The sequence below is a fragment of the Shewanella marisflavi genome, assembly GCF_023283925.1.
Taxonomy (GTDB): domain Bacteria; phylum Pseudomonadota; class Gammaproteobacteria; order Enterobacterales; family Shewanellaceae; genus Shewanella; species Shewanella marisflavi.
Genome location: NZ_JAKIKX010000006.1, coordinates 158,516 through 179,047 on the forward strand (window position 1 = coordinate 158,516; position 20,532 = coordinate 179,047).

At 54.5% G+C, this 20,532-nt stretch carries 19 protein-coding genes; all 19 read right to left on the reverse strand.

The window, feature by feature from the left end; genetic code table 11:
• The 19 genes from L2712_RS13515 to L2712_RS13605 all read right to left on the reverse strand — a co-directional run bounded on the left by L2712_RS13515 (position 1) and on the right by L2712_RS13605 (position 20,475).
• Positions 1–1,188, reverse strand: coding sequence for a beta-ketoacyl-[acyl-carrier-protein] synthase family protein (locus L2712_RS13515; protein ID WP_248978079.1), 1,188 nt, complete (start codon positions 1,186–1,188; stop codon positions 1–3).
• Between the two features lie 32 nt (positions 1,189–1,220).
• Entirely contained in the window at positions 1,221–1,793 is a 573-nt protein-coding gene (locus L2712_RS13520; RefSeq protein ID WP_248978080.1) for a DUF3261 domain-containing protein, read from the reverse strand.
• On the reverse strand, positions 1,784–3,040 hold the full coding sequence (locus L2712_RS13525; protein ID WP_248978081.1) for an NAD(P)/FAD-dependent oxidoreductase: 1,257 nt from the start codon (positions 3,038–3,040) through the stop codon (positions 1,784–1,786). The genes L2712_RS13520 and L2712_RS13525 overlap by 10 nt, the downstream gene beginning before the upstream one ends.
• Positions 3,040–5,448: an MMPL family transporter gene (locus L2712_RS13530; RefSeq protein WP_248978082.1), complete on the reverse strand. Its 2,409-nt coding sequence runs from the start codon at positions 5,446–5,448 to the stop codon at positions 3,040–3,042. The genes L2712_RS13525 and L2712_RS13530 overlap by 1 nt, the downstream gene beginning before the upstream one ends.
• The gene (locus L2712_RS13535) at positions 5,445–6,173 is read right to left on the reverse strand and encodes an outer membrane lipoprotein carrier protein LolA (protein ID WP_248978083.1); all 729 of its coding nucleotides are present in this window, start codon (positions 6,171–6,173) and stop codon (positions 5,445–5,447) included. The genes L2712_RS13530 and L2712_RS13535 overlap by 4 nt, the downstream gene beginning before the upstream one ends.
• Positions 6,170–6,610: an acyl-CoA thioesterase gene (locus L2712_RS13540; protein WP_248978084.1), complete on the reverse strand. Its 441-nt coding sequence runs from the start codon at positions 6,608–6,610 to the stop codon at positions 6,170–6,172. Before L2712_RS13540 ends, L2712_RS13535 begins: the two co-directional genes overlap by 4 nt.
• A gap of 10 nt (positions 6,611–6,620) precedes the next feature.
• A complete protein-coding gene (locus L2712_RS13545) occupies positions 6,621–8,183 on the reverse strand; it encodes an HAL/PAL/TAL family ammonia-lyase (protein WP_248978085.1) in 1,563 nt (520 codons plus the stop codon).
• Positions 8,184–9,902 carry a glycosyltransferase family 2 protein gene (locus tag L2712_RS13550; RefSeq protein WP_248978086.1) on the reverse strand — a complete coding sequence of 573 codons (1,719 nt, stop codon included), beginning with the start codon at positions 9,900–9,902 and terminating at the stop codon, positions 8,184–8,186.
• Positions 9,902–10,276 (reverse strand): 3-hydroxyacyl-ACP dehydratase FabZ family protein, encoded by a 375-nt coding sequence (locus tag L2712_RS13555; protein ID WP_033539321.1) that lies wholly within the window; start codon positions 10,274–10,276, stop codon positions 9,902–9,904. Before L2712_RS13555 ends, L2712_RS13550 begins: the two co-directional genes overlap by 1 nt.
• A complete protein-coding gene (locus L2712_RS13560; protein ID WP_248978087.1) occupies positions 10,269–11,630 on the reverse strand; it encodes an AMP-binding protein in 1,362 nt (453 codons plus the stop codon). Before L2712_RS13560 ends, L2712_RS13555 begins: the two co-directional genes overlap by 8 nt.
• Positions 11,627–12,175, reverse strand: a complete 549-nt coding sequence (locus tag L2712_RS13565) for a COG4648 family protein (protein ID WP_033539323.1) — start codon at positions 12,173–12,175, stop codon at positions 11,627–11,629. The genes L2712_RS13560 and L2712_RS13565 overlap by 4 nt, the downstream gene beginning before the upstream one ends.
• The gene (locus L2712_RS13570; RefSeq protein WP_033539324.1) at positions 12,175–12,423 is read right to left on the reverse strand and encodes an acyl carrier protein; all 249 of its coding nucleotides are present in this window, start codon (positions 12,421–12,423) and stop codon (positions 12,175–12,177) included. The genes L2712_RS13565 and L2712_RS13570 overlap by 1 nt, the downstream gene beginning before the upstream one ends.
• Before the next feature lie 8 nt (positions 12,424–12,431).
• Positions 12,432–12,686, reverse strand: coding sequence for a phosphopantetheine-binding protein (locus L2712_RS13575; protein WP_033539325.1), 255 nt, complete (start codon positions 12,684–12,686; stop codon positions 12,432–12,434).
• Positions 12,664–13,485 (reverse strand): lysophospholipid acyltransferase family protein, encoded by an 822-nt coding sequence (locus L2712_RS13580; protein WP_033539326.1) that lies wholly within the window; start codon positions 13,483–13,485, stop codon positions 12,664–12,666. The genes L2712_RS13575 and L2712_RS13580 overlap by 23 nt, the downstream gene beginning before the upstream one ends.
• Positions 13,478–14,212, reverse strand: coding sequence for a beta-ketoacyl synthase chain length factor (locus L2712_RS13585; protein WP_248978088.1), 735 nt, complete (start codon positions 14,210–14,212; stop codon positions 13,478–13,480). Before L2712_RS13585 ends, L2712_RS13580 begins: the two co-directional genes overlap by 8 nt.
• A 196-nt stretch (positions 14,213–14,408) precedes the next feature.
• Entirely contained in the window at positions 14,409–15,281 is an 873-nt protein-coding gene (locus L2712_RS13590) for a DUF3014 domain-containing protein (protein ID WP_248978089.1), read from the reverse strand.
• 130 nt (positions 15,282–15,411) lie between these two features.
• The gene (gene recG, locus L2712_RS13595) at positions 15,412–17,487 is read right to left on the reverse strand and encodes an ATP-dependent DNA helicase RecG (RefSeq protein ID WP_248978090.1); all 2,076 of its coding nucleotides are present in this window, start codon (positions 17,485–17,487) and stop codon (positions 15,412–15,414) included.
• Positions 17,488–17,721: 234 nt separating this feature from the next.
• The gene (locus L2712_RS13600) at positions 17,722–18,654 is read right to left on the reverse strand and encodes a calcium/sodium antiporter (RefSeq protein WP_248978091.1); all 933 of its coding nucleotides are present in this window, start codon (positions 18,652–18,654) and stop codon (positions 17,722–17,724) included.
• Positions 18,655–18,819: 165 nt separating this feature from the next.
• Entirely contained in the window at positions 18,820–20,475 is a 1,656-nt protein-coding gene (locus L2712_RS13605) for an AMP-binding protein (RefSeq protein WP_248978092.1), read from the reverse strand.
• Positions 20,476–20,532: the final 57 nt, after the last annotated feature.

A 20,532-nucleotide genomic window follows, 5' to 3' on the forward strand; every position in this document is an offset into this window, starting at 1 on the left:
TTAGCTCTCTCCCCGGCAGAAGATCACGCTAGCATTACTGCCACCGAAGGCAAAGGAGTTACTCATGATGTAGTCGAGTGCCTGGGTTTGACCCGGCGTAACAAAAGGAAGCTCAGGGTTGTCGCCATCCCACTCTTGATCGCCCACCTGAGGCGGCAGTGCTTGCTGATCATTATATTGTGACAGCAAGAGCAGGCAGAAGGCGGCTTCCAAGGCGCCGGCAGCGCCCAGGGCGTGTCCGGTCAGGGGCTTGGTAGAACTCACTGGGGGGATCTGCTCGCCAAAGACCTTAAGTAAAGCTCGGCTCTCCATGGCGTCATTTTTCATGGTTGCCGTCCCATGTAAGTTGACATAGCCCACCTGTGATGGGGCGATACCGGCATCTTGCAGCGCCATCTCGATGGCGGCAACCGCGCCCGTGCCTTCAGGATGGGGCGAGGAGATATGGTGAGCATCGCTGGATTCTCCCACACCGGCCAGCATCAGCTCGGCCTTGCCTAAGGTGAGGGTGAACAGGGCGGCGCCTTCACCGATATTGATGCCGTCGCGGTTGCGGCTAAAAGGTTGGCAATGGGCCTTAGAGACAGACTCCAGCGAGTGAAAACCGTTTAGGGTGAGCTTACACAGGCTATCGGCACCACCGACGATCACCATGTCGCACACGCCAGCCAGTAGCAGGCGCTTGGCGCTGGCGAACACCTTGGCACTGGAGGAGCAGGCGGTCGAAACCGTATAGCAGGGGCCGGTGAGGTCAAAATAGTGCTGCAGAAAGTCGCAACTGTTGCCTAGCTCCTGTTTAGAGTAGAGGTAATCGGCTGGCAGGACACCATGTTCGGCGCGGTAGGCCAGCGCCTTCTCGCCTTTGGCGATGCCCGACGTGCTGGTGCCTAAGACGATACCTATGCGATCGGCGCCGTATTGCTGCTTGGCTTGTTCGACGGCTGAGGCGATCTGTTCGGCGGCGCATTGAAGCAGCTGGTTGTTGCGACAGTCAAATCTCTGTAGCTCAGGTGCTATGCTCGGCAGCGCTGAGTTCACCATGCCCACGAGTACGCGAGTGTCTGGGATCAGGTCGTCACGCCACTGCATGCCCTGGGTATCGCCGTCGAGCAGGTGGCGCAGGACTGTTTGGGGATCATCGCCCAGTGGTGTGGATAATCCTAAGTGGGTGATAGCTATCTGTGTCATTGTGTCCGTTCTTTTGCTATGTCGCGGTTGATTTACTCAAGGGGCCGAATATCAAGCGAAAGCTGCGCCTGCTGAAAATCCAGATTTACCTGTGCTGCCCAAGGTGCTGTCTGACTGTAGCGGATATCCATGATGGTCACGCCGTCGTTAGCATATAATCTTCTGCACCGCGGTGCATCACACTCATAACTGGCGAGTGTCGCCCCTTGTAAATAGCGATTTACATCCTCGGTCGGCCAGTATATCAATTGCAGCAGCCCAAGAAGATACTCGGCCTTAAATTGCTCACCCAATAGTAGACTCTGTTCACTGGTTAGCTGGTCGCCGTCATAGCTGAGGGTAAACAGTGGCTGCCCCAGGGGCGCAAGCCCTACTAAGGTGAGCGTCTGCGGCGAGAGATCCAGTTGGCTCAGCAGTTGATGTCTGGATTGTTTTACCTTGAGCTTCACCAGTTGGCTCTGGCTGATGTTGGTCTCTGTTGGCAGGGGCGCCAGACAATAGTCGACCCCCTGCGCCAGTACCATGCAGGTTTGCCTGTCCAGCGTTTGGGCGCAAGCACTAAGCAGCAAGATGGCTGCAAGCATCAGGCCTCGGGTTAGCGGCATAGTTCCACGACCATATTAAGACGACGCTCAGACTCGGCGACAAATGGGTTGTTCTCATCCCAGGCATAACCCGCCAGAATAGAGCAGATCATCTGCTTAATCTTAGGGTTAGGCTCTTGATAGAAGATCACATCCTGGAAGCGTCCATCATACCAGGCCTGGACATAGGTTCTGAAGGTATCGACACCGCGCATCAGCGGCTGGGCGTATTCGGTTTGCCAGTCGACCGTCTGACCATTGAGCTGTTTCACAACACATTTAGTCGCTATCGAGGCTGATTGCATCGCTATGGTGACACCTGATGAGAAAACAGGATCGAGAAACTCACCGGCATTGCCTAGCAAGGCGAACTTATCCGTGGCCAGAGTGCTGACGTTGGCCGAGTAACCTGCCAATTTGGCGGGTTCGCGAATAATTTCTGCCTGACTGAGCAGTTGTTTGAGTCTGGGCTCTTCGCGCACCAGACGCATCAGGGTCTGTTCCAGATCATCAGCATCGCCGAGAAGGTGAGGTTCCCCTACCACTCCGAGTGAGCAGCGGCCATCGCTAAAGGGGATCAGCCAGTACCAGATGTCGCGGTTGTCCGGGTGAACGCTTATCAATATCTTATTGCGGTCGAAGTGATAATCGCCCATGTCGACGCTGTCGATATTGTCCCTGATATGGGTAAAGATGGCGGTGCGGCTGGGAAGACCAGATGGCCGCTCTAGATCCAAAAGACGCGGCAGGACGCGGCCAAAACCGCTGGCATCGAGCAGGTAATCGGCGCTGAGCTCATAGCGCTGGCTCTGCTCGTCGCTGATGGTGAGCCTGGGTTGATGGGTTAGATCGACGGCCTCGACGCACTGACCATAGCGGATCTCGACCCCTTGGCTTGCGGCCGTATCGGCGAGCAGCTTGTCGAAGTTGCCGCGCTCGACCTGAAACGTGGTGCCCGGACCAGGGGTAAACTTGTCGGTAAAGTCGAAGTAGGTGGAGCGGCCGTTAGCGTTGAAGGCGGCGCCATTTTTGAATTGATAACCCGCCTGGTTGACGGCATCGAGCATATTGGCCTCGGCAATCACCTGCATGCAGCAGGGCAACAGGCTCTCGCCGATGGAGAAACGGGGAAAATGTTGTTTCTCCAGCACAAGCACACGCTTGCCCTCTTGATGTAACAGGCTGGCGGCAACACTCCCTGAGGGACCGGCGCCTATCACTATCACATCATAATGCGCCTTAAGCTCGGGCGTTTGCGCTGATATCATCACTTATCAATCCTTGTTAATGTATGAATAAATGGAGATAACCCAAAGGTCAGGGCTATCCCCAAGAGGAGTGTCAGGCCAAAATAGTGGATGGCGGGGGTCTGGCTGAAGGCCAGCAGACCAAAGGCCATCAGGGTCGAACAGGCCGACATGAATACCGCCATCATCACGCTCTCTCCCTGCTGGCTTTCGGCGAAAAATAGGCTGTAGTCGACGCCGATGCCAAATACCAAGATCAGCGCCAAAGCATGAAACAGGGTCAGTGGTGAGCCTGTTATCCCCAGTAGGGCCAGGGTCAAGAGTGCCGCCAGGGCGGGTACTGAGGTTATCCATAGCGCCATCTTAAGACCGAAGCGCAGGGAGAATATCGTCCCAGCAACTAACAGTGCCAGCGCTAACAGGCCGAGGGTGAGGCTGCGATATTTGGCCATCACATCGGAAATATCCTGCACCTTATCGACCAGACTGACGCCCGTTAGTGGAGCGATTGTCGCCTTAAGAGTCTCTAGGCGTTTGATGCCACCGAGTAAGAGGATAGCAGCGTATTGCTCACCCTTATCCTTAGGGGCTAGCCAGAGCGGCGCAAATAAAGCACCTGCGTCAGAGGCAAGAAAGCTATCTGGAATAATGGTCTTGGCTGCGCTCGCCTCGTAAGCCTGGATTAACGGCGGCGCCAGGCTGTCATCCAGGCCCAGGCGATCGAGCAGAGCGGGTAAGTCTTGATAGATCTGTCCCTGAAGTCGGTATGCGGTTTGCTGACTTGCTTGGCTCGGCAGGTAATTAGCCAGATTGACAAAATTGCCCAGTGCCTGCTGCGTTTGCAGTGATGCCAATATGGGCGTTAGCCCCTCAAGCCGTGTTAGCAGGGCTTCGGGGGTGTCTGCGCGCACCAGAATAAATTGATTGTCGGTACCGCCACTCATCACCTGACGTAACTGCTGCTCGCTCTGGGTGACTCGCTCTGGGCTTTGCTGCAGCGCGCGAATATCATCGTTGACGCCAAGGCGTGACAATCCCCATGTGGTCATTATTGCTAGAGCTAGCAGCGCTACAAGGCCTTTTCCTCTGAATTGGCGAGCGAGACGCTGCATGAGCTGTAAGTAGTTGCTGGAATAGCCTAAGGCCTTTGGAGCTGGCTTCATGGCGCTGTTGGCAAGCTTGGGGTAGGCGAAGATCAGCGTCAAATAGGCGCCCAAGAGTCCGGCGGCGCAGAAAACGGCCACCTGCTGCATACCAGGAAAGGGCGTTAGTCCGATGGCGAGATAGGCGATCACAGTCGTTAGCAGCGCTAGGCTGGCGGCGGGAAACACCTTGGTCACCGCCTTGCTGGCGGCCTGGTTATCATGGGTGACGCCCTGGGCCTGCAAACGCTCGCAATAGAAATGAAAACTATAGTCGATGGCGATACCGATAAGGCTAGTGCCGAAGACCAGGGTGAGCAGATGTACCTGGGTAAAGAGCCAGAGCGTGGTGCTCATGGCAAATAACAGGCTGGTACCAATTGTTATGGCCGCTATGGTGAGCGGCATGACAGAGCGAAATGCCAGCCACACCAGAATAATCACACCAACTAGCGAGGCCAGTCCCAGGCTGGAAACTTCTTGCTTGGCCTGTTGGGTCGCCGCCGCCGCATGAAATAGTGCGCCGCCGCGCAGCACACTGACCGCTTGTTCAGCCCCTATGGTTTGCTGCATCTGGGTTATCGCGCTTTCTAGCGTGTTTAACTGGCGCTCTTGCGCCTTGGGATTGAAGGCACTGCCGACACCCTTAGCCATGATGATGGCGACACTGGCCGCCGGCTGATCTGCGGTATTGGTTTGCCCAACCAAGACGCCATCGACTACCTTGAGTCGTTGTTGTGGCGATAGCTGTTTAAGTACCTCAGGGTAGAGCAGCAGGGGATCTTGGCTGAGTAGCTGGCTATTGGCGTAACCAAAGGCATTGTACAGCTGGGCTAATGTATTAGCCTCTAACTCCGCTAATTGTCCATTTTCTAACCTGAGCTTCTGCTGAGGGGTAAGCAGGTGGAATCGATAGGGAAAATAGAAGCGGTTGAGGGCCTGGACGCCGCGTAGATCTGCGCTCTGCACTTGGGTAAAGGCCTCCGGGGTCGCACCGAGCGTGGCCATCAGCTGTTGGGCAGCTTGCACTGCTACGCGCTCATCTTGGCTGACGACGCCAAGGTAGATGCGATCCGCCAGTTGCTGCTCAACCCTGTCTATCGCCCTTTGGGTCAGGGGATCTTCCTGGATCTTGGGTAACATGGCCAGAATATCGCTCTGTACGCCGGCGCCGCGATTCAATGCCTGCAGGGCTAGCAGTGCCATGACAGCCAGCAACACTAGCCAGATGGCGAGTCTGGTGTTGGCGGAGAGACGACTTAGCCAGTCGCTGAGCTTGAGAATCATCTTGTCTCTTGCGCGGGCTGAGCCTGAGGCGGACTCAGGTCGAAATAGGTTTGTTCCTGAGGTGTCAGCGGGCGTTTTTGTAGCGCTTTAAAGGTGATCACGCTGCGATCGCCGCGGCTGTCTAACAGGGTTAGCGAGTCTAGTGATTCGGCGCCTTGCAGTACGATGCGCGGCATCGCCTGCTTGATAAGGGGCTCTTTGGGTTCAAGTCCCAGCTGCCAGCTGCCAGCTTGTTGGATAAGATGCGGCGTAAACTGGGTCTCTAGTGGGACGAGATCGCCACTTAACAAGGCGCTCATCAGCTTAGGCATCATCTGCGCCATGGCGCCTGCCTGAGGGTTTTCATCGGCGTGGCTTACCTGCTTGTTACCGTCGGCGTCTATCTGCACCAAGGTGTTCTGGGTCAGAATCAGGCCACTGTAGAATGGCGCAGTTTGCAGCCAGGCGATCCCCAGTTTGTCCTGAAACAGAAATTCTCCCTGACTCACTAGCGGTTTCTTCAGTACCTTGAGATAGCGGGATTGGCTAAACTCGCCCTTTGCGGCGTCACCACCACCGAGACGCTCAGCTAAGGCGCTTAAGGCTGCTTTGTCCGCTGGCGCTTTAAAAAGTGCCTCATAATCGGTTGATTGATCTGCATGAGTGCTCAAGCTAATGAAACTCAGGCAAAGCAGCAGTGCGCTTAGCCCTAGCTTGATGTGACTGGTGACGAGTCTGGCCATCATAGGGATTCACGCTCCTCTGCGCTCAGCAGGTGGGCTATCTTGTCGCGAAAGCAAGTGGGCGTGACCAGGCAAAGCTCCTTGCTGTCGATCTCGACCGCGGCCTGCACAGTATACCCCTTGGTCAGGCGTTGATTGGTCTGGGGATCACGCACCTGATAGGTGATCTTGAGACGGTTTTCCCACTCCACTAATGAGGCGATCACCTTGATCTTCTGCTCGAAGGTGCTGGCCTGCACATACTTGATCTGTAGATCGATAATGGGCCAGGCATAGCCCGAGGCCTGCATCTTGCGGTAGCCGTAATCGATCTCGTCCAGCAACTGGCAGCGAACGATCTCGAAATACCTTAGGTAGTTGCCGTGCCAGGTGATCCCCATCGAATCGACATCGTGAAAGGGGATGACCATCTCCATCTCTGTGGTGAGCAGTGCCTTCATCTGATACCTCCTAGTGACACACTTCCCACTGTCCCTGCTGGATCTTGTCCACCGTCTGTCTGAGCACGCTTTCCAGTGGTCTGTCTTCGGTGAGTAGCTCAAAGTCGGCGCTGACCTGATCTAGGGTCTTGGCTACTGAGGTGGCCAGCGAGGCGTGACACAATTCGCCCTGGGCGATGCGCAGATGAATACCTTGGGTCATGGCTAACAGTGCGGCTGCGGCGACCTGTTCGGTAAGCTGCAACACACGCATACAGTCGCGGGCGGCGATAGTGCCCATGCTCACCTTGTCCTGGTTGTGACATTCGGTGGAGCGAGAGAAGACGCTGGCAGGCATAGTGTTTTTAAGTGCCTCGGCGGTCCAGGCCGAGACGCCGATTTGCACCGCCTTGAAGCCGTGGTTGATCGCTTTACGGTTACCCTGAGCGCCCGAGAGGTTGGCGGGCAGGCCGTTATTAAATTTAGGGTCCATCACCAGTGCCATTTGACGGTCTATAAGGTCGGCGATATTGGCGATGGCGTTCTTCATCGAGTCCATCACGAAGGCGATATGGCCGCCATAGAAGTGACCGCCGTGGAGCACGTGTTCACCCTCACCATCGACGATAGGGTTGTCGTTGGCGCTATTGAGCTCGGTCTCGATAAACTGACGCATGAAGGGCAGGGCATCTTGCAGCACCCCTATGATGTGCGGCGCGCAGCGGATCGAGTATCTGTCCTGTAATCTGTCTGAGTTACGAGGATGCTCATGGTGATTAAGATCGTCACGTATCCAGGCGGCAATCTGGTTCTGGCCAGGATGAGGCTTGGCCGCAAACAGGATATCGTCGAAATGGTTCGAGTTACCCTTGAGGGTCAATGACGCCATGGCGGTGATACGACTGGCCAGGCGATTGAGATATTGGGCTCTGTCGTAGGCTAGACAGGCTAGCGCCGTCATCACGGCTGTGCCGTTCATCAAGGCGAGACCCTCTTTGGGGCGCAGGGTCAGCGGCGTGATATTGAGCTCGCGGTAAACCTCAGCAGTGTCGCGACGCTCACCTTGGTAAAACACTTCGCGCTCACCAATCAGTACCGCAGCCAGATAGGATAGCGGCGTGAGATCGCCACTGGCGCCAACCGAGCCCTCTTCGGGGATCACCGGGGTGATGCCAAGATTTAGCAGAGTTTCGATGCGTTGAAGCAGCTCATAACTGACCCCGGACTTACCGACTGCAAGAGAGCTGAGGCGACAGGCCATCACGGCCCTAGCTTGGGTGACACTGAGAATATTGCCTAGGCCGCAGCCGTGAAAACGTGACAGATGCAGTGGCAGTTCATGGACCAGATCTAATCCAACTGTGACTGTGCAGGAGTCGCCATAGCCTGTTGTTACCCCATAGACCACGCCCTCTTCGGCCAGCAGGCTATCGATAAAGCGAGCCCCCTTTTGGATATACTCCTGATAGTCGGCGCTGTCATCGAGCTTGGCCTGAGCACCTTTGGCAATGGCAACGACCTCCTCGAGGGAGAGGTTACGTTGGCCAAACTTGACCTGTGCGCTGGATGCAGGGTTATGGGTTGTCTGTGTCATCTATTTCTCTGTCCTGTTGAGCGTTTGAGGCTTGGCCTCGCGCAGGAGTTCATCATCCTTGCGCCAAAAATCAAAAAAGTTAAACCATTGCAGCGGTGCACGGCGGGCATAGTGTTCCAGTCGCTCGGCGTAACGGTTTACCGCCTGTTGTAATCGTTCCATACGGCCGGCGCGCGGCCCCTTGAGTGTGTCGGCAAAGTGTTCTACATGGACACGGTAGCGGCCATTTTCTCTGAGGCAGAACATCAGGTAGACAGGGCAGTCCAGCAGGCTGGCCAGAATAAACGGGCCTTGGGGGAAGGGGGCCTCTTTGCCCATGAAAGGAGCATAGAGCACCCGGCCTTCGCTGCTGGTGGAAGTACGATCGCCAGCGATCACCACAAGTTCTCCCTGCTCTATCTTTTGCTGTAGCAACATAGAGGTGCTGGGGCCCAGTTCGGTGACCTGGATAAGGTTAAGGGCGCTATCTGGGTTGAGTTGTTTCAGCACCCGATTGAAGTTCTCCGCGTTCTGGGTCAGCACCATCACATTGACCTTCACCTTGCGCTGGTGAATTGAGATGGCGCGGCATAGCTCCAGATTCCCCAGGTGAGAGACCAGCAGTACGGCGCCCTGGCCCTGAGCCAGTGGCTTAGCCAATAGTTCGCGGTCGGGAAAATCGACCTGGCTGAGCTTGATGCGATCGCACCAGGCATCGATACGATCCAGCGCTGCGTTACCGAAGGCGAAAAAGTGTTTCAGGCTATGGCGCCAGCCTATTTCGCCCTGAAGGTCGGGATGTTTGGGTTCTAGCGTTTGTACCTGACGTAAAAACCCCTGGCTAGCACGGCGCGCCGCAGAGCCAGTGGCAAAGAAGTAGCAGATCACCGGATACATGATGGCGCGGCATAACCAATGCCCGCCCAGTTTGTAGCTCTCGGCCAGCAACTTGATCCCCCAGTAGCTGCCTCGCTCGCCGATGCGCGACCAATGTTGCACTTTCTGTGGTCGGCGGCGTTTATGGCGTAGCAGCTTAGGGGCACGTTTTAGCATGCCGAAGAAAAGCTTAGTGTGCATAACGGAGATACGCACATTGTCCTTGACCCCTTGAAAGTGGCTGGTGCCATCTTCGGGGTAGATCACCCGTGTCGGCAGGTGTTTGACCTCAACGCCTTGCCAGTAGAGTTTGACCAACACCTCGATGTCGAAATCCATCCGCTCGCCCAGTTGTTCACTGAGAAACAGTTGTTCGGTGGCGGCTAAGGGGTAAACGCGAAAGCCGCACATGGAATCTTGGATCTCCAGGCTCAGGGTTTCAACCCAGACCCAGAAGTGGGTGAGGTAGCGCCCATAGAGGCGTCCCTTGGGAACGGATTCGTCATATTGAGGCAGTCCGGAGATCAGCGCCTGGGGTTGAGCCTGTGCCGTTTCGATCATCTTAGGAATATCGTCGAGGTCGTGTTGACCGTCGGCGTCCACCTGCAGCGCATGGCTAAAACCATCGGCGTAAGCCGTCCTAAGCCCCGTCATTACCGCCGCGCCTTTGCCACGATTGAACGGGTGATGTAACAATCGCACCCAGTCGTATTGCGCCGCCAATTGGCACAAGAGATGGCGGGTTTCGTCATCGCTGCCATCGTTGACCAGGTAGCAGGTCATTCCCAGAGGCTCCAGGCGCGCGAGCGTTGCCTTGATCGCCTGGCGATGGTTGTAGTTTGGAATGACTAACGCCAGTTGCATCAGCAAGCCTCCTGGTTGCTTTGCAGCGGGGCAAGGCAAATACGGCCTGAACCGTAGCGCTGATCGTCCTGAAAGTAGGCGAAGGTCAGCTTATGTTTAGCACGGTTGAGGCTGATCTTGAGACGGACTTGGCTGCCCGGCAAGATCAACTGTTGAAACTTGAGCACCTCAAGGGTCTGCACCTCGGGACGATAGCCAAATTCGGCCGCGCCCAGCTGCACTGCCCAATCCAGTTGCGTCACCCCAGGTAGCACGGCTTGCTCGGGAAAGTGGCCGTTAAAGTAGGGCAGCTCGGCGTCGATGCGCAGTTGCCACTCGACGCCATCTTCCAGCACCTGTTTGCTGATAATGGGGGGTAAACTTGACTTAATCATGATTAAACAATTCTAACAGTTCGGCGTGAATACGCTTACCCTGAGTGTTTATTGGCAAGGCATCAGGATAGCGCCAGCGCCTTGGCAGGGTGACACGTTCAAACTGACTGAGAAGATGTTGCTTGAGGGCATTATTGACCGCCAACTTGCCTTGAGCTTGCAGCAGTTGTTTGCCCTCGCTTGACAGCATTATGGCTGCGCCCAGTATTACCCTGGGTTGTTCCAATACGGCTAAGGCGGCTTGCTCGACCAGTGGATGACTCTCCAGCAGGGCTTCCATCTGCACGAGTGACAGACGTTTCTCCTCTATCTTGACGATGCGATCCAGACGGCCCTGCAGCACAAATTCGTTGGGGCTGAGTAGCTCTATCTTGTCGTCACATTTGAGCCAATCGTTGTCTGGTAGATAGGGGGATTTTAACCAGAGCGCACCATCTTGGGGATCTTGTTTGATCACGTGACTGGCAAAGGCTCTCCAGTTCTGCTGGTGAGCGTGCTGGCGACGATAGGCAATACCACCGGTTTCTGTGCTGCCAAAGACCTCGATGGGCGGCTTGCCGTAACAGTGGGCAATGGCATTAGCAGCTTCCAGGCTCAAGGGGCCACCAGAGCTGAAGATAAGGCTAGGCGCGCGCATCTGTGGCTGATGGTCTAGGGCATCGGGCAGGCGTGACAACTGCGCCGGGCTGCTGATCAGGCAGAGATTAGGAAACAGGTTGGCGTAATAAGTTAAGGTTTCGGGGTATTCCACCAGATCGCTTAGGAAAGGGCGGCTGGCGGCTAGTGGCCAAAGCACCTTAAACAGCAGACCATAGATATGCTGATGAGAGACTGTTGAGATCACACTGCACTGGGGCAGGTGATTGGCAAAAGTCTGTTCTAGCACAGTGACTTCGGCATCGAGCTGATCAAGTGTCTTAGTGATCGCCTTGGGTTGACCGCTAGAGCCCGAGGTAAACAAGATCAATTCGCCAAAACCCTGACTGACTGGCCAGGGGCCAGCATGCTTCAGATCTTTACTCAGGGCGATATGGTCTTTGGCCTCGCACAGAGGATGGTCTGACAGCACGCCGTCAAATTCCAGAGCGAGTTCGCTCAGGGTGCCGCTCTGGGTATTGGCCGGTAAGATGAGCTGTTTACCTGCTAAGAGCCCGGCGCAGAGGCCGACCGCGAAGAGGTCGCTGCTATCACAGGCTAGCAACCAGCGTTTGGCTTGATGTTGGCTAAGGCTCTCAAAGACTGCTGCGACCTGAGCGGTAAAGGCGGCACCGTTCACTATATCGTGGTGATTGAAGCTTATTAGCTGCTGACTCGCAGGGCCGTGTTTGAGCCAATGTTTGAGTAGGGCTGTCATGACTTTTTTAACCAGAATGTTCGATATAGCCATTCTCCGCCGAGTAGCAAACCAATCAGCAGGTAGGCAATAAATCCATTATAGAGTGTCCAAGTGGCTAGGCTGGTGGCGCTAGCCGTGTACAGCGCCATGGCACCGTTAAAGATAAACAGGCCACACCACAGCATGGTGACCTTACGCAGATAAGGAATCGCTTCCTCAGGCAGGTCTGGTTCCTTGAGTCTGGCAAGGCGCTCTATCATGGTAGGGCCGTGGTTGAGCGAGTAGGCAAACAGCGCCAGCATGCTCAGGTTGATCACTACAGGATAGTAGAGTAGCCAAGCGTTCTGTTTTGCCAGGTAACTTCCGGCGGTCAGAAAAATGCCCACTATGATGGGCAACATCATGGCTCTCACCTGCTGTCTCTGCAGTGCCAGTCGCAATAACAGCAGGCTACAGAGTGCGAGCGCAATCACGCCCGGCGGCAAATAGTTTAGGCCAAAGTAGACGGCGAGGGGGTACCCCAGCAGCACCAGGCCAGTGACTAATTGCAGAAACAGACGCATTACTGCTTCACTAGCCCTTCGATAGCCGTCACGACATCGTTGACGGTGCGAACGGCTTTAAACTCGTCGGGTTGAATCTTCTTACCCGTGAGTTGTTGCAGTTTAATGACCAGATCAACCGCGTCTATGCTGTCCAGATCAAGGTCTTGGTACAGTGACGCCTCTGGCGCGATATCGTCGGCATCGATTTCAAACTCATCGACCAGGATCTGAGTCAGCATCTGTAGAATTTGTTCACGATTTTGCATGCTGCCTCCTAACCGCGTTGAGATTCGATAAAGCTTGCCAGACTGGCAACGCTATAGAAGTGAGCCTTGGTGGCTTCTGAGTTGGCTTCGATTTTGACATCGAACTGTTTCTTAATTGCCAAGCCCAGCTCAAGCGCATCGATAGAATCTAGCCCTAAACCGTCGCCAAAGAGGGGCGCATCGGTTTCAATATCGTCGATGCTGACATCTTCTAGATCGAGGCAATCTATGATGAGTTGTTTAATTTCGTTTTGTAAGCTCATAATTAATATCAAGTTGTTGTTTATAATATTCTTCGAGATCCCGCGTCAATTGCCGCGCCATTTTGGCATCACCGCCAGCTTGAGCATGATACCTGATATGTTCAATAGTTTCGCCTACTTCGACATTCATGCCTATGGTTTGGCGAGGTATCTGATACCAGGATTCCTGCTTAGTCAGTCCAACGGCATTGGTCCTTAATACAACAGGGATCAGATCTGTGTTAGTGCGTAGTGCAATATTGGCGGCACCACGGGCAAAATCGTTAATTATCTCTCCTTTGCGGGTGCGGGTACCTTCGGGAAAGATAATCATATTAGTGCCTTGGGCCAGTACCTGACTACAGTCATTGAGCAGCAGATCGGCGCCGCGGTTGGGGATATACCCGGCACAAGAAACCACGCCCCGCATAAACGGATTGCGCCACAGCCCCTGTTTGACGATACAGCCAACATTGGGCATTAAGCTTATTAGCACCACCACATCCACTAGGGTGGGATGATTGGCAATGATCACCTTGCCCTTGGCCTGTTGCAATCGATGAAGATCTTGGGTGGTTACCCGAATGACGCCCGCCCAGGTGAGCATATGTACGAAGCCACGAAACATCAGGTGCACAGCCCGTTGCACTCGGGCGACGCGTGCCGCTTGCGTGCCCGGCCATAATCTCAGTACCGGCAGTATAGTGAGCGAACTGAGTAAGCCGCCTAGGCCAAAGGCGATATAGCAGCTTACACCGCCTAGCCAACGGGGGATATAGGCGATGCCGGTCAGGCGTTTGGCAACGACCTGGCTAGTCATGGTTTATCCGGTAAAGGTATTGGTTAAGACGGCCTTCGAGTGGCTGTAAGCTGGCAATGGCATGTAGTAGTTGGCCAAAGCCGATCTCCGGGACCGCAGCCAATTCGGTCGCTGAGGGGGCCGTATCCAGTGTCAGCGTCAGACCTTTTTGCTCTGGCGCGGGCAGAGAGAGTTGTAAGGCGAGGGCGATGGGGAGCTCAGGCTCTTGGGTAAACTCTTTATAGATGTCTGATACGGGCTCATCGCCAAAGACCAATAAAATTGGACTGTTATCTTCGGCCAGTTGGCCGTATGCCTCAATTATCGCCTGGGATAAAGTATTTTCACTGGCGGCGATCGATGTCGATGGTGAGCGGTTATCGGTCAGAATGCTGAAGATACCACTGGCGGTATTGTGCACCGACTGACTGAACCCTATGGGTGAGATAGGTTGCTGACGCACTATGTCCTGCAGCAGATCCACAGTGCGATTAAGTTCACCATGGCGCGAGGCAAATATGGTGCGGCACTGAGACGGCGCCTCGCACTGAAAGGCAACCTCTAACAGCATCTTAGTGAGCTTGCTAAAGCGGCGCCTTTGCATGGCGGGCACTTGCTTGAGAGCGGGTACAGTCTGCGCTGATGTTTCTGTCTCGTTGGCAATAGAGGGCCACTGTTGCCAGTCGTCCAGTTGCTGGTAATGGGGAGACCAGGCACCCGCTGAGTGTATATGAAAGTGTAACCGCACTACTTTGCCTCTAAATACAGCATCTTGCTGATGTTTTCCATAACCAGAAACTAAGCCACAAGGTAAATTTGTGAGGCGGCTATTGTACACCTATTCACGGTTTACATAAATATGTGATTGTTGAGAGATAATGGCGTGGGATCGCGGCGTGGTTGCCGGGAAAATGTCGCCCGTTCAGGATCGGGCGACAAGTCTGTTATGACTGTTTTAACTGCTTCTTGAGCTTACGCAGGGCGGCTTTGACCTTCTTGCTGTTCTCTGGGCCCATGCGAATCATCAACTTCTGTGCATTAGGCAGGCCTTCAAGCGCAGGGTCGACAAACTTGTAGTTAACGCTGACGCTGTCTAGCTCTATGGGCGCCTCGATAACGGGGGCTGAGAGCATGACATCGATCGCCTCTATCATGCGGTCATCGAAATTCATGTCTGGATAACCTAACTCTTCAAATGCCTCGCCCAGTAGCGGTTTTACCTTGTTGTAGGTGGCGAAGAGCTGCTGTTCATCCAGGTTGTCCACGAAGTTCGCGTAGAGATCGTATCTATGATAGCTATCAGGATTGAGATAGGTCTTATTGGTGACCTCGGAGACGGTAAACTTGCTGTTGGGCGCCTTGAGCGGGCTGACCTTACGCGCCAATTCGCCTTGGGCCAGATTATCAACAAACACCACGAAGTGTCTGACGATATCTTTTTCAACCAAGATGGGCTCAATCTTCATGCCATTGGCGACTTCGACCGTCTTATCAACAATATACTCATCGCTCTGTGCCAATGTTGGCAACGGATCTTCTGTGTCGCTTGGAGACTCAGGGATGGGGTCTTCCACCTCAGGTTCGATAATGTCAGGCTCAGGCAAGGCGGCGTCTGTCACTAGGGGCTGCTCCGGTTCTGGCTCGGGCAGGGTTACGGGCGCCGGTATCTCTGGCTCAGGCTGAGGTTCGTCACTGCCGAGGAAGTAATAGGCGCCGCCGGCGAGCATGAGCACAATGATCACCACTGCAATACTGAGCGCATTAATTCCATTGCGCGATGTCTGTGGGGCAATTCTATCTTCTTGACTGACTTGCATGAGATTTCCTTGAATTGTGGCTGGATTGCCCCTGTGACCACAGAGGCCTTACTCCATTCTGCAAAATTCACCGGGCTTGTCTAGGGGTGGCCAGTGAAATAAAAAATATTTAATTGCTGGCAGGCCCTAGTCAAGCCTGCACGTATTGCTGGCGCTCCCCTAACCAGCGCAGCACTATGGCGTCAACATTTTCCGGTACCTGCTGCATAACATGTTGGGCTAATTTCTGAATGTGGGGAATGAGGGCCTGATCCCTGACCAGATCGGCGATCTTCATTTCGGCAATTCCCGTCTGCTTGGTGCCCAGAACTTCACCCGGACCACGAATTTCCAGATCTTTCTGGGCGATCACAAAGCCATCGTTGCTGTCTCTGAGTACGCCGAGGCGTTGGGTGGCAGTATGCGATAAGGGCGCCTTATAGAGCAACACGCAGTGGCTGGCCACGGCGCCACGTCCGACACGTCCTCGCAGCTGATGCAGCTGCGCCAGTCCCAGACGTTCAGGATTTTCGATGATCATCAGGCTTGCATTGGGCACATCGACCCCAACTTCAATCACAGTTGTGGCGACCAGCAGCTGAATGGTGCCCGTCTTAAAGGCGTCCATGACAGCCTGTTTCTCAGCGGGTTTCATGCGGCCATGCACTAGACCAATGGCTAGTTCCGGCAATATTTGCTTTAGTTCTTCGGCGGTATCTTCTGCCGCCTGACATTCGAGTACCTCGGATTCTTCGATCAGGGTGCAGACCCAATAGGCCTGACGCCCGCCCTCTAGTGCGGCCTGGCGCACGCGATCGATCACCTCACTGCGGCGGTTGTCTGAGATGGCGACCGTGGTGACTGGTGTCCGCCCAGGTGGTAGCTCGTCGATGATAGAGGTGTCCAGATCCGCATAGGCCGTCATCGCCAGAGTGCGCGGTATAGGGGTGGCGGTCATGATCAGCTGATGGGGATGAAAGCCCTGGCTAATTCCTTTCTCTCTCAGCCCTAGACGTTGATGTACCCCGAATCTGTGCTGTTCGTCGATGATGATCAGTGCCAGGCGGTTGAACTCGACCTGTTGCTGAAAGATGGCATGGGTACCGATGACGATATGGGCCTCGCCGCTCTTGATCTGTTCCAGCGATTGAGTGCGCGCCTTGCCCTTGAGTTTGCCGGCCAGCCAACCAACCGTTAACCCTAGAGGCTCAAACCAGGCAGCAAAGTTATTGGCATGCTGCTCGGCGAGCAGTTCGGTTGGTGCCATCATGGCCACCTGATAGCCACTCTCAATGGCTTGCAGAGCTGCAAGAGCCGCCACCAGTGTCTTGCCGGAGCCCACATCGCCTTGCACTAAGCGCATCATGGGATGGTGCTGGGCGAGATCGGCTGTGATCTCTGTGACGACTCGCTGCTGAGCACCCGTGGGTTTGAAGGGCAGCGAGGCCAAAAAAGGATTGAGCAGTTGCCCGGTAGGATGCATCGCCTGGGCCGAATCTTGATTGCTACGCTGCCTGAGCTGCAACATGCTGAGGTTGTGGGCCAGCAGCTCCTCTTGAATAAGGCGCTGCTGCGCCGGATGGGTACCTTGCTCTAACGCAAAGGGACTGACATCGCTCGGGGGTCTGTGCAGCAGCTGCAGCGCGTCGACTAACGAAAGCTGATTGGGTTGTAACTGGGGTGGCAGCAACTCCTTGAGCGCGCCATGGGCCAACAGGGCAAGCGCCTGGTCGGTTAATTTGATCCAGCTGGCTTGTTTAAGTCCTTCGGTGGTCGGATAGATAGGGGTTAAGGTTTCACTCAGACTCGGTTCGCTGCCGTCATGGAGTAGCTTGTATTCCGGATGGATGATCTCTCGATGAAGTTTGCCTCGGCGCACTTCACCATAGGCGCGAATGCGCGCACCCTCTTCGAGGCCGTTGCGCATGGCGGCCGAAAAATTGAAGAAGCGTAGCGTAAGGGTACCCGAGTTATCCCGCACCGTGCAGGTGAGCATACGTTTGCGTCCTTGGACTATCTGGGTCGATTGGATCACGGCTTCTATGGTGCCGTAGCTACCGGGATAGAGGGCGGCGATAGGATAGATCTGGGTACGGTCTTCATAACGTAGCGGTAGGTGAAACAGCAGATCCTGAACCGTTTTGATGCCGAGCTTCTCCAGCCGCTGCGCCATCTTAGCAGCAACGCCTGTTAACTCTGTCACCGCCATGAGATCGAGTCTATCCACGCTTTATACCCATTTGATTTAACGTTCTATTTAAACAGTATCTGAGTCGATCACTGTAAATATATACATATACTATCAGAGATCTGTATGAACGCAATCTTGCGCCAAGCTTGCGGGGGGAAAAGCATGCTGGCCTAAATGCAAGTGGCCTTACAGCCAGTCTTTTTGCAGGCACAGATGTCACCGATAAGGGGTGACAAATGTCATCTCTTATCGGTGAGTCGCAATGCTGTCTTATACGGATTGAGCGGAGAGGATCAGGTAGCTCAAGTAGATAAGATAGCAGAGCAGCAGCAATGCCCCTTCGCGCCGGCCGATGCGCAGGCCGCTCCAGGCCAGGGGCAGAAGCAGCAGTGCCAGTGTTACCATCACCAGCAGATCCATCGCAGGTACGCTAGCGTTTATGGGCTGGATGAGCGCAGTGATGCCTAAGATGCCAAGCAGGTTAAACAGATTTGAGCCGACCAGGTTGCCGATGGCGATATCACTCTCACCACGTCTGGCTGCCACAACAGAGGTGATAAGTTCTGGCATGCTGGTGCCTATGGCCACTATGGTGAGACCGATAAGCAGTTCACTCATTCCCAGCTGTGTAGCCAGCGCAACGGCGCCGTCGACAAATAGGGCGCCGCCACCGACCAGCATGCCGATCCCCAGGGCGACTAAGAGCATTGACAGTAAGGGAGGAAGGGGACGGTTTGTTTCTTCGACCTTGGTTGCCTGCTGTCTATCAAACAGATAACTCATGGCCAGAAAGGCGACAAGCATAGAAGCCAGGAGGGCACCATCGAGACGACTCAGTCCACCATCGCTTAGCAGTCCACAAAATAGCAGAGTCGAAAACAGCATCAGGGGAATATCTCGTTTCACCATCTGCGACTGTACCCCTACCGGACGCACCAATGCCGTGAGCCCGAGGATGAGACCGATATTGGCGATATTCGATCCCACCACATTGCCCAGGGCGATATCTGCATTGCCAGCGATGGCCGATTTAAGGCTGACGGCCAATTCTGGGGTACTGGTACCAAAGGCGACTATGGTCAGGCCTATGACTAGCGGTGTGACACCGAGTCTGAGGGCGAGGGCACTGGCACCACGAACTAAAGATTCGGCGCCGAGAATGAGGATGAGCAGACCAGCAATAAGGGCTAGCGGGGTAAACATGATTAACTCTCAAATATAGGGGGAGGCAAGCATAGTGATTGTTGAAATTTAGGCAACAAGAATTTAGGGGGACGTTATTAAATTTTGTTTATCTCACCTTAAACAGGGTAATAAAAAACACGCCTGATGGCGTGTTTTTTATGTCAGACGAGTGTTGGTTTGCGATTACAGCTCATCTTCCCACCGCACAATAGCGCCGCGCTGTCCATCGACCTTGGCGCTGTATCTCTGCTCCAGCACATGGCGTTTGATCTTCAAGGTAGGTGTTAGCACGTCGTTGTCTACATCCCAAGCCTCGGTGACCACTATGATAGCATCGACGGTTTCGTGGGACTCCAGATGAGGGTTAACACTATCTAAGGTCGCCTTGAGTGAGGCTCGCACCTCCTCTTTCGGCTGCAGTGAGGCCCCTTCGGAGAGCTGAACCAGCGCCACCGGATGAGGCAGGCCAGAGCCTATGATGCAGATCAGCTCCACATGGGGGTCTTGCGCCAGCTTACGCTCGATAGGCACAGGCGCAACATACTTGCCTTTGGCTGTCTTGAAGTTGTCTTTGACGCGGCCCGTGATAGTGACACAGCCGTCGGCGTCGATTGAGCACAGATCGCCAGTATGGAAATAGCCCTCTTGGTCGAAGCTGGCCTGAGTGACCTCCGGCTGCTTGTAGTAGCCAGTCATCAAGCCTGGACTCTTAACCAGTAACTCTCCACTTTCGCTTTGCTTGACGCTACAACCCTCGACCGCACGTCCGACTGTGCCAATCTTGCTGGCGTCGAAGGGGTGGTTGATGATGGAGTAGGCGCTGTTTTCTGTCATGCCCCAGGCTTCACAGATATTTAGGCCAATCTTGTGGTACCAGGTGATCAGCGAAGGAGGGATTGGTGCCGAACCTGAGCCTAACAGGTGGCAATGTTCCAGCCCTAGCCCTTGATGGATCTTCTTTTTCACCAGCGAGCTGATAAAGGGGATCTTGAGTAGTAGATTGAGTTTGGTGTAGCCAATCTTGTCGATAATATTTTTCTGGAACAGGCTCCACAGACGCGGCACAGAGAAGAAGACGGTTGGCTTGGCTCGTTGCACGTCAGCGACAAAGCTGTCGAGACTCTCGACAAAAGCAACGCTGCTGCCTGAATAGAAGGAAGAGCCTTCGATGGCAACGCGTTCGGTAATGTGGGCCAGCGGCAGATAGGAGAGCAGTCTATCGTTGCCATCAGTTTTGAGGTCACGCACCACGGCGCGGCAGGTCCAATCATAACTGGCGAAGGTCTGAATCGCCCCTTTAGGTTTACCGGTCGAGCCCGAGGTGTAGATGATGGTCATGATCTGCTCGGGTGTTGGTGCCTCGACATCAGTCAAGGGCTGACCCATCTTCAGCAGAGTGTCCCATTGGTATTGAGCTGGCATAGTATCGTATGGCATGGCGAGACGCAGTATGTCGCCGCCGACACCGGCTTCCTGATCGGCCCAGTAATCCAGCTTACCGATAAAGATCGCCTTAGATTCGCTGTGCTCCAGCACGTAACGTATGGTATCGGCATTGGCGGTGGGATAGATGGGCACGCTGATGTAGCCACCAAGCATTAAGGCGAGATCGGTAATAAACCATTCGGCGCAGTTTTTCGATAAAACCGCGACCTTGTCGCCCGGCTCTAAGCCGAGGTGACGCAGTGCGCCGGCGATCTGCTGCATCTTCTGCTGTACTTCACGCCAGCTGAAATTGACATATTGGCCGTTTATGGGTTGTTTCAGGTAGGTGTTATCGCCATATTGCTCAACCCAGTGGTGCAACATGTCGACCGGTGATTTGAATAGTGAGTCCATCTTGCCATTCCATATTTATTCTTAGTGTTAAAGGAGACGCAACTTGGTTCGCTTGGC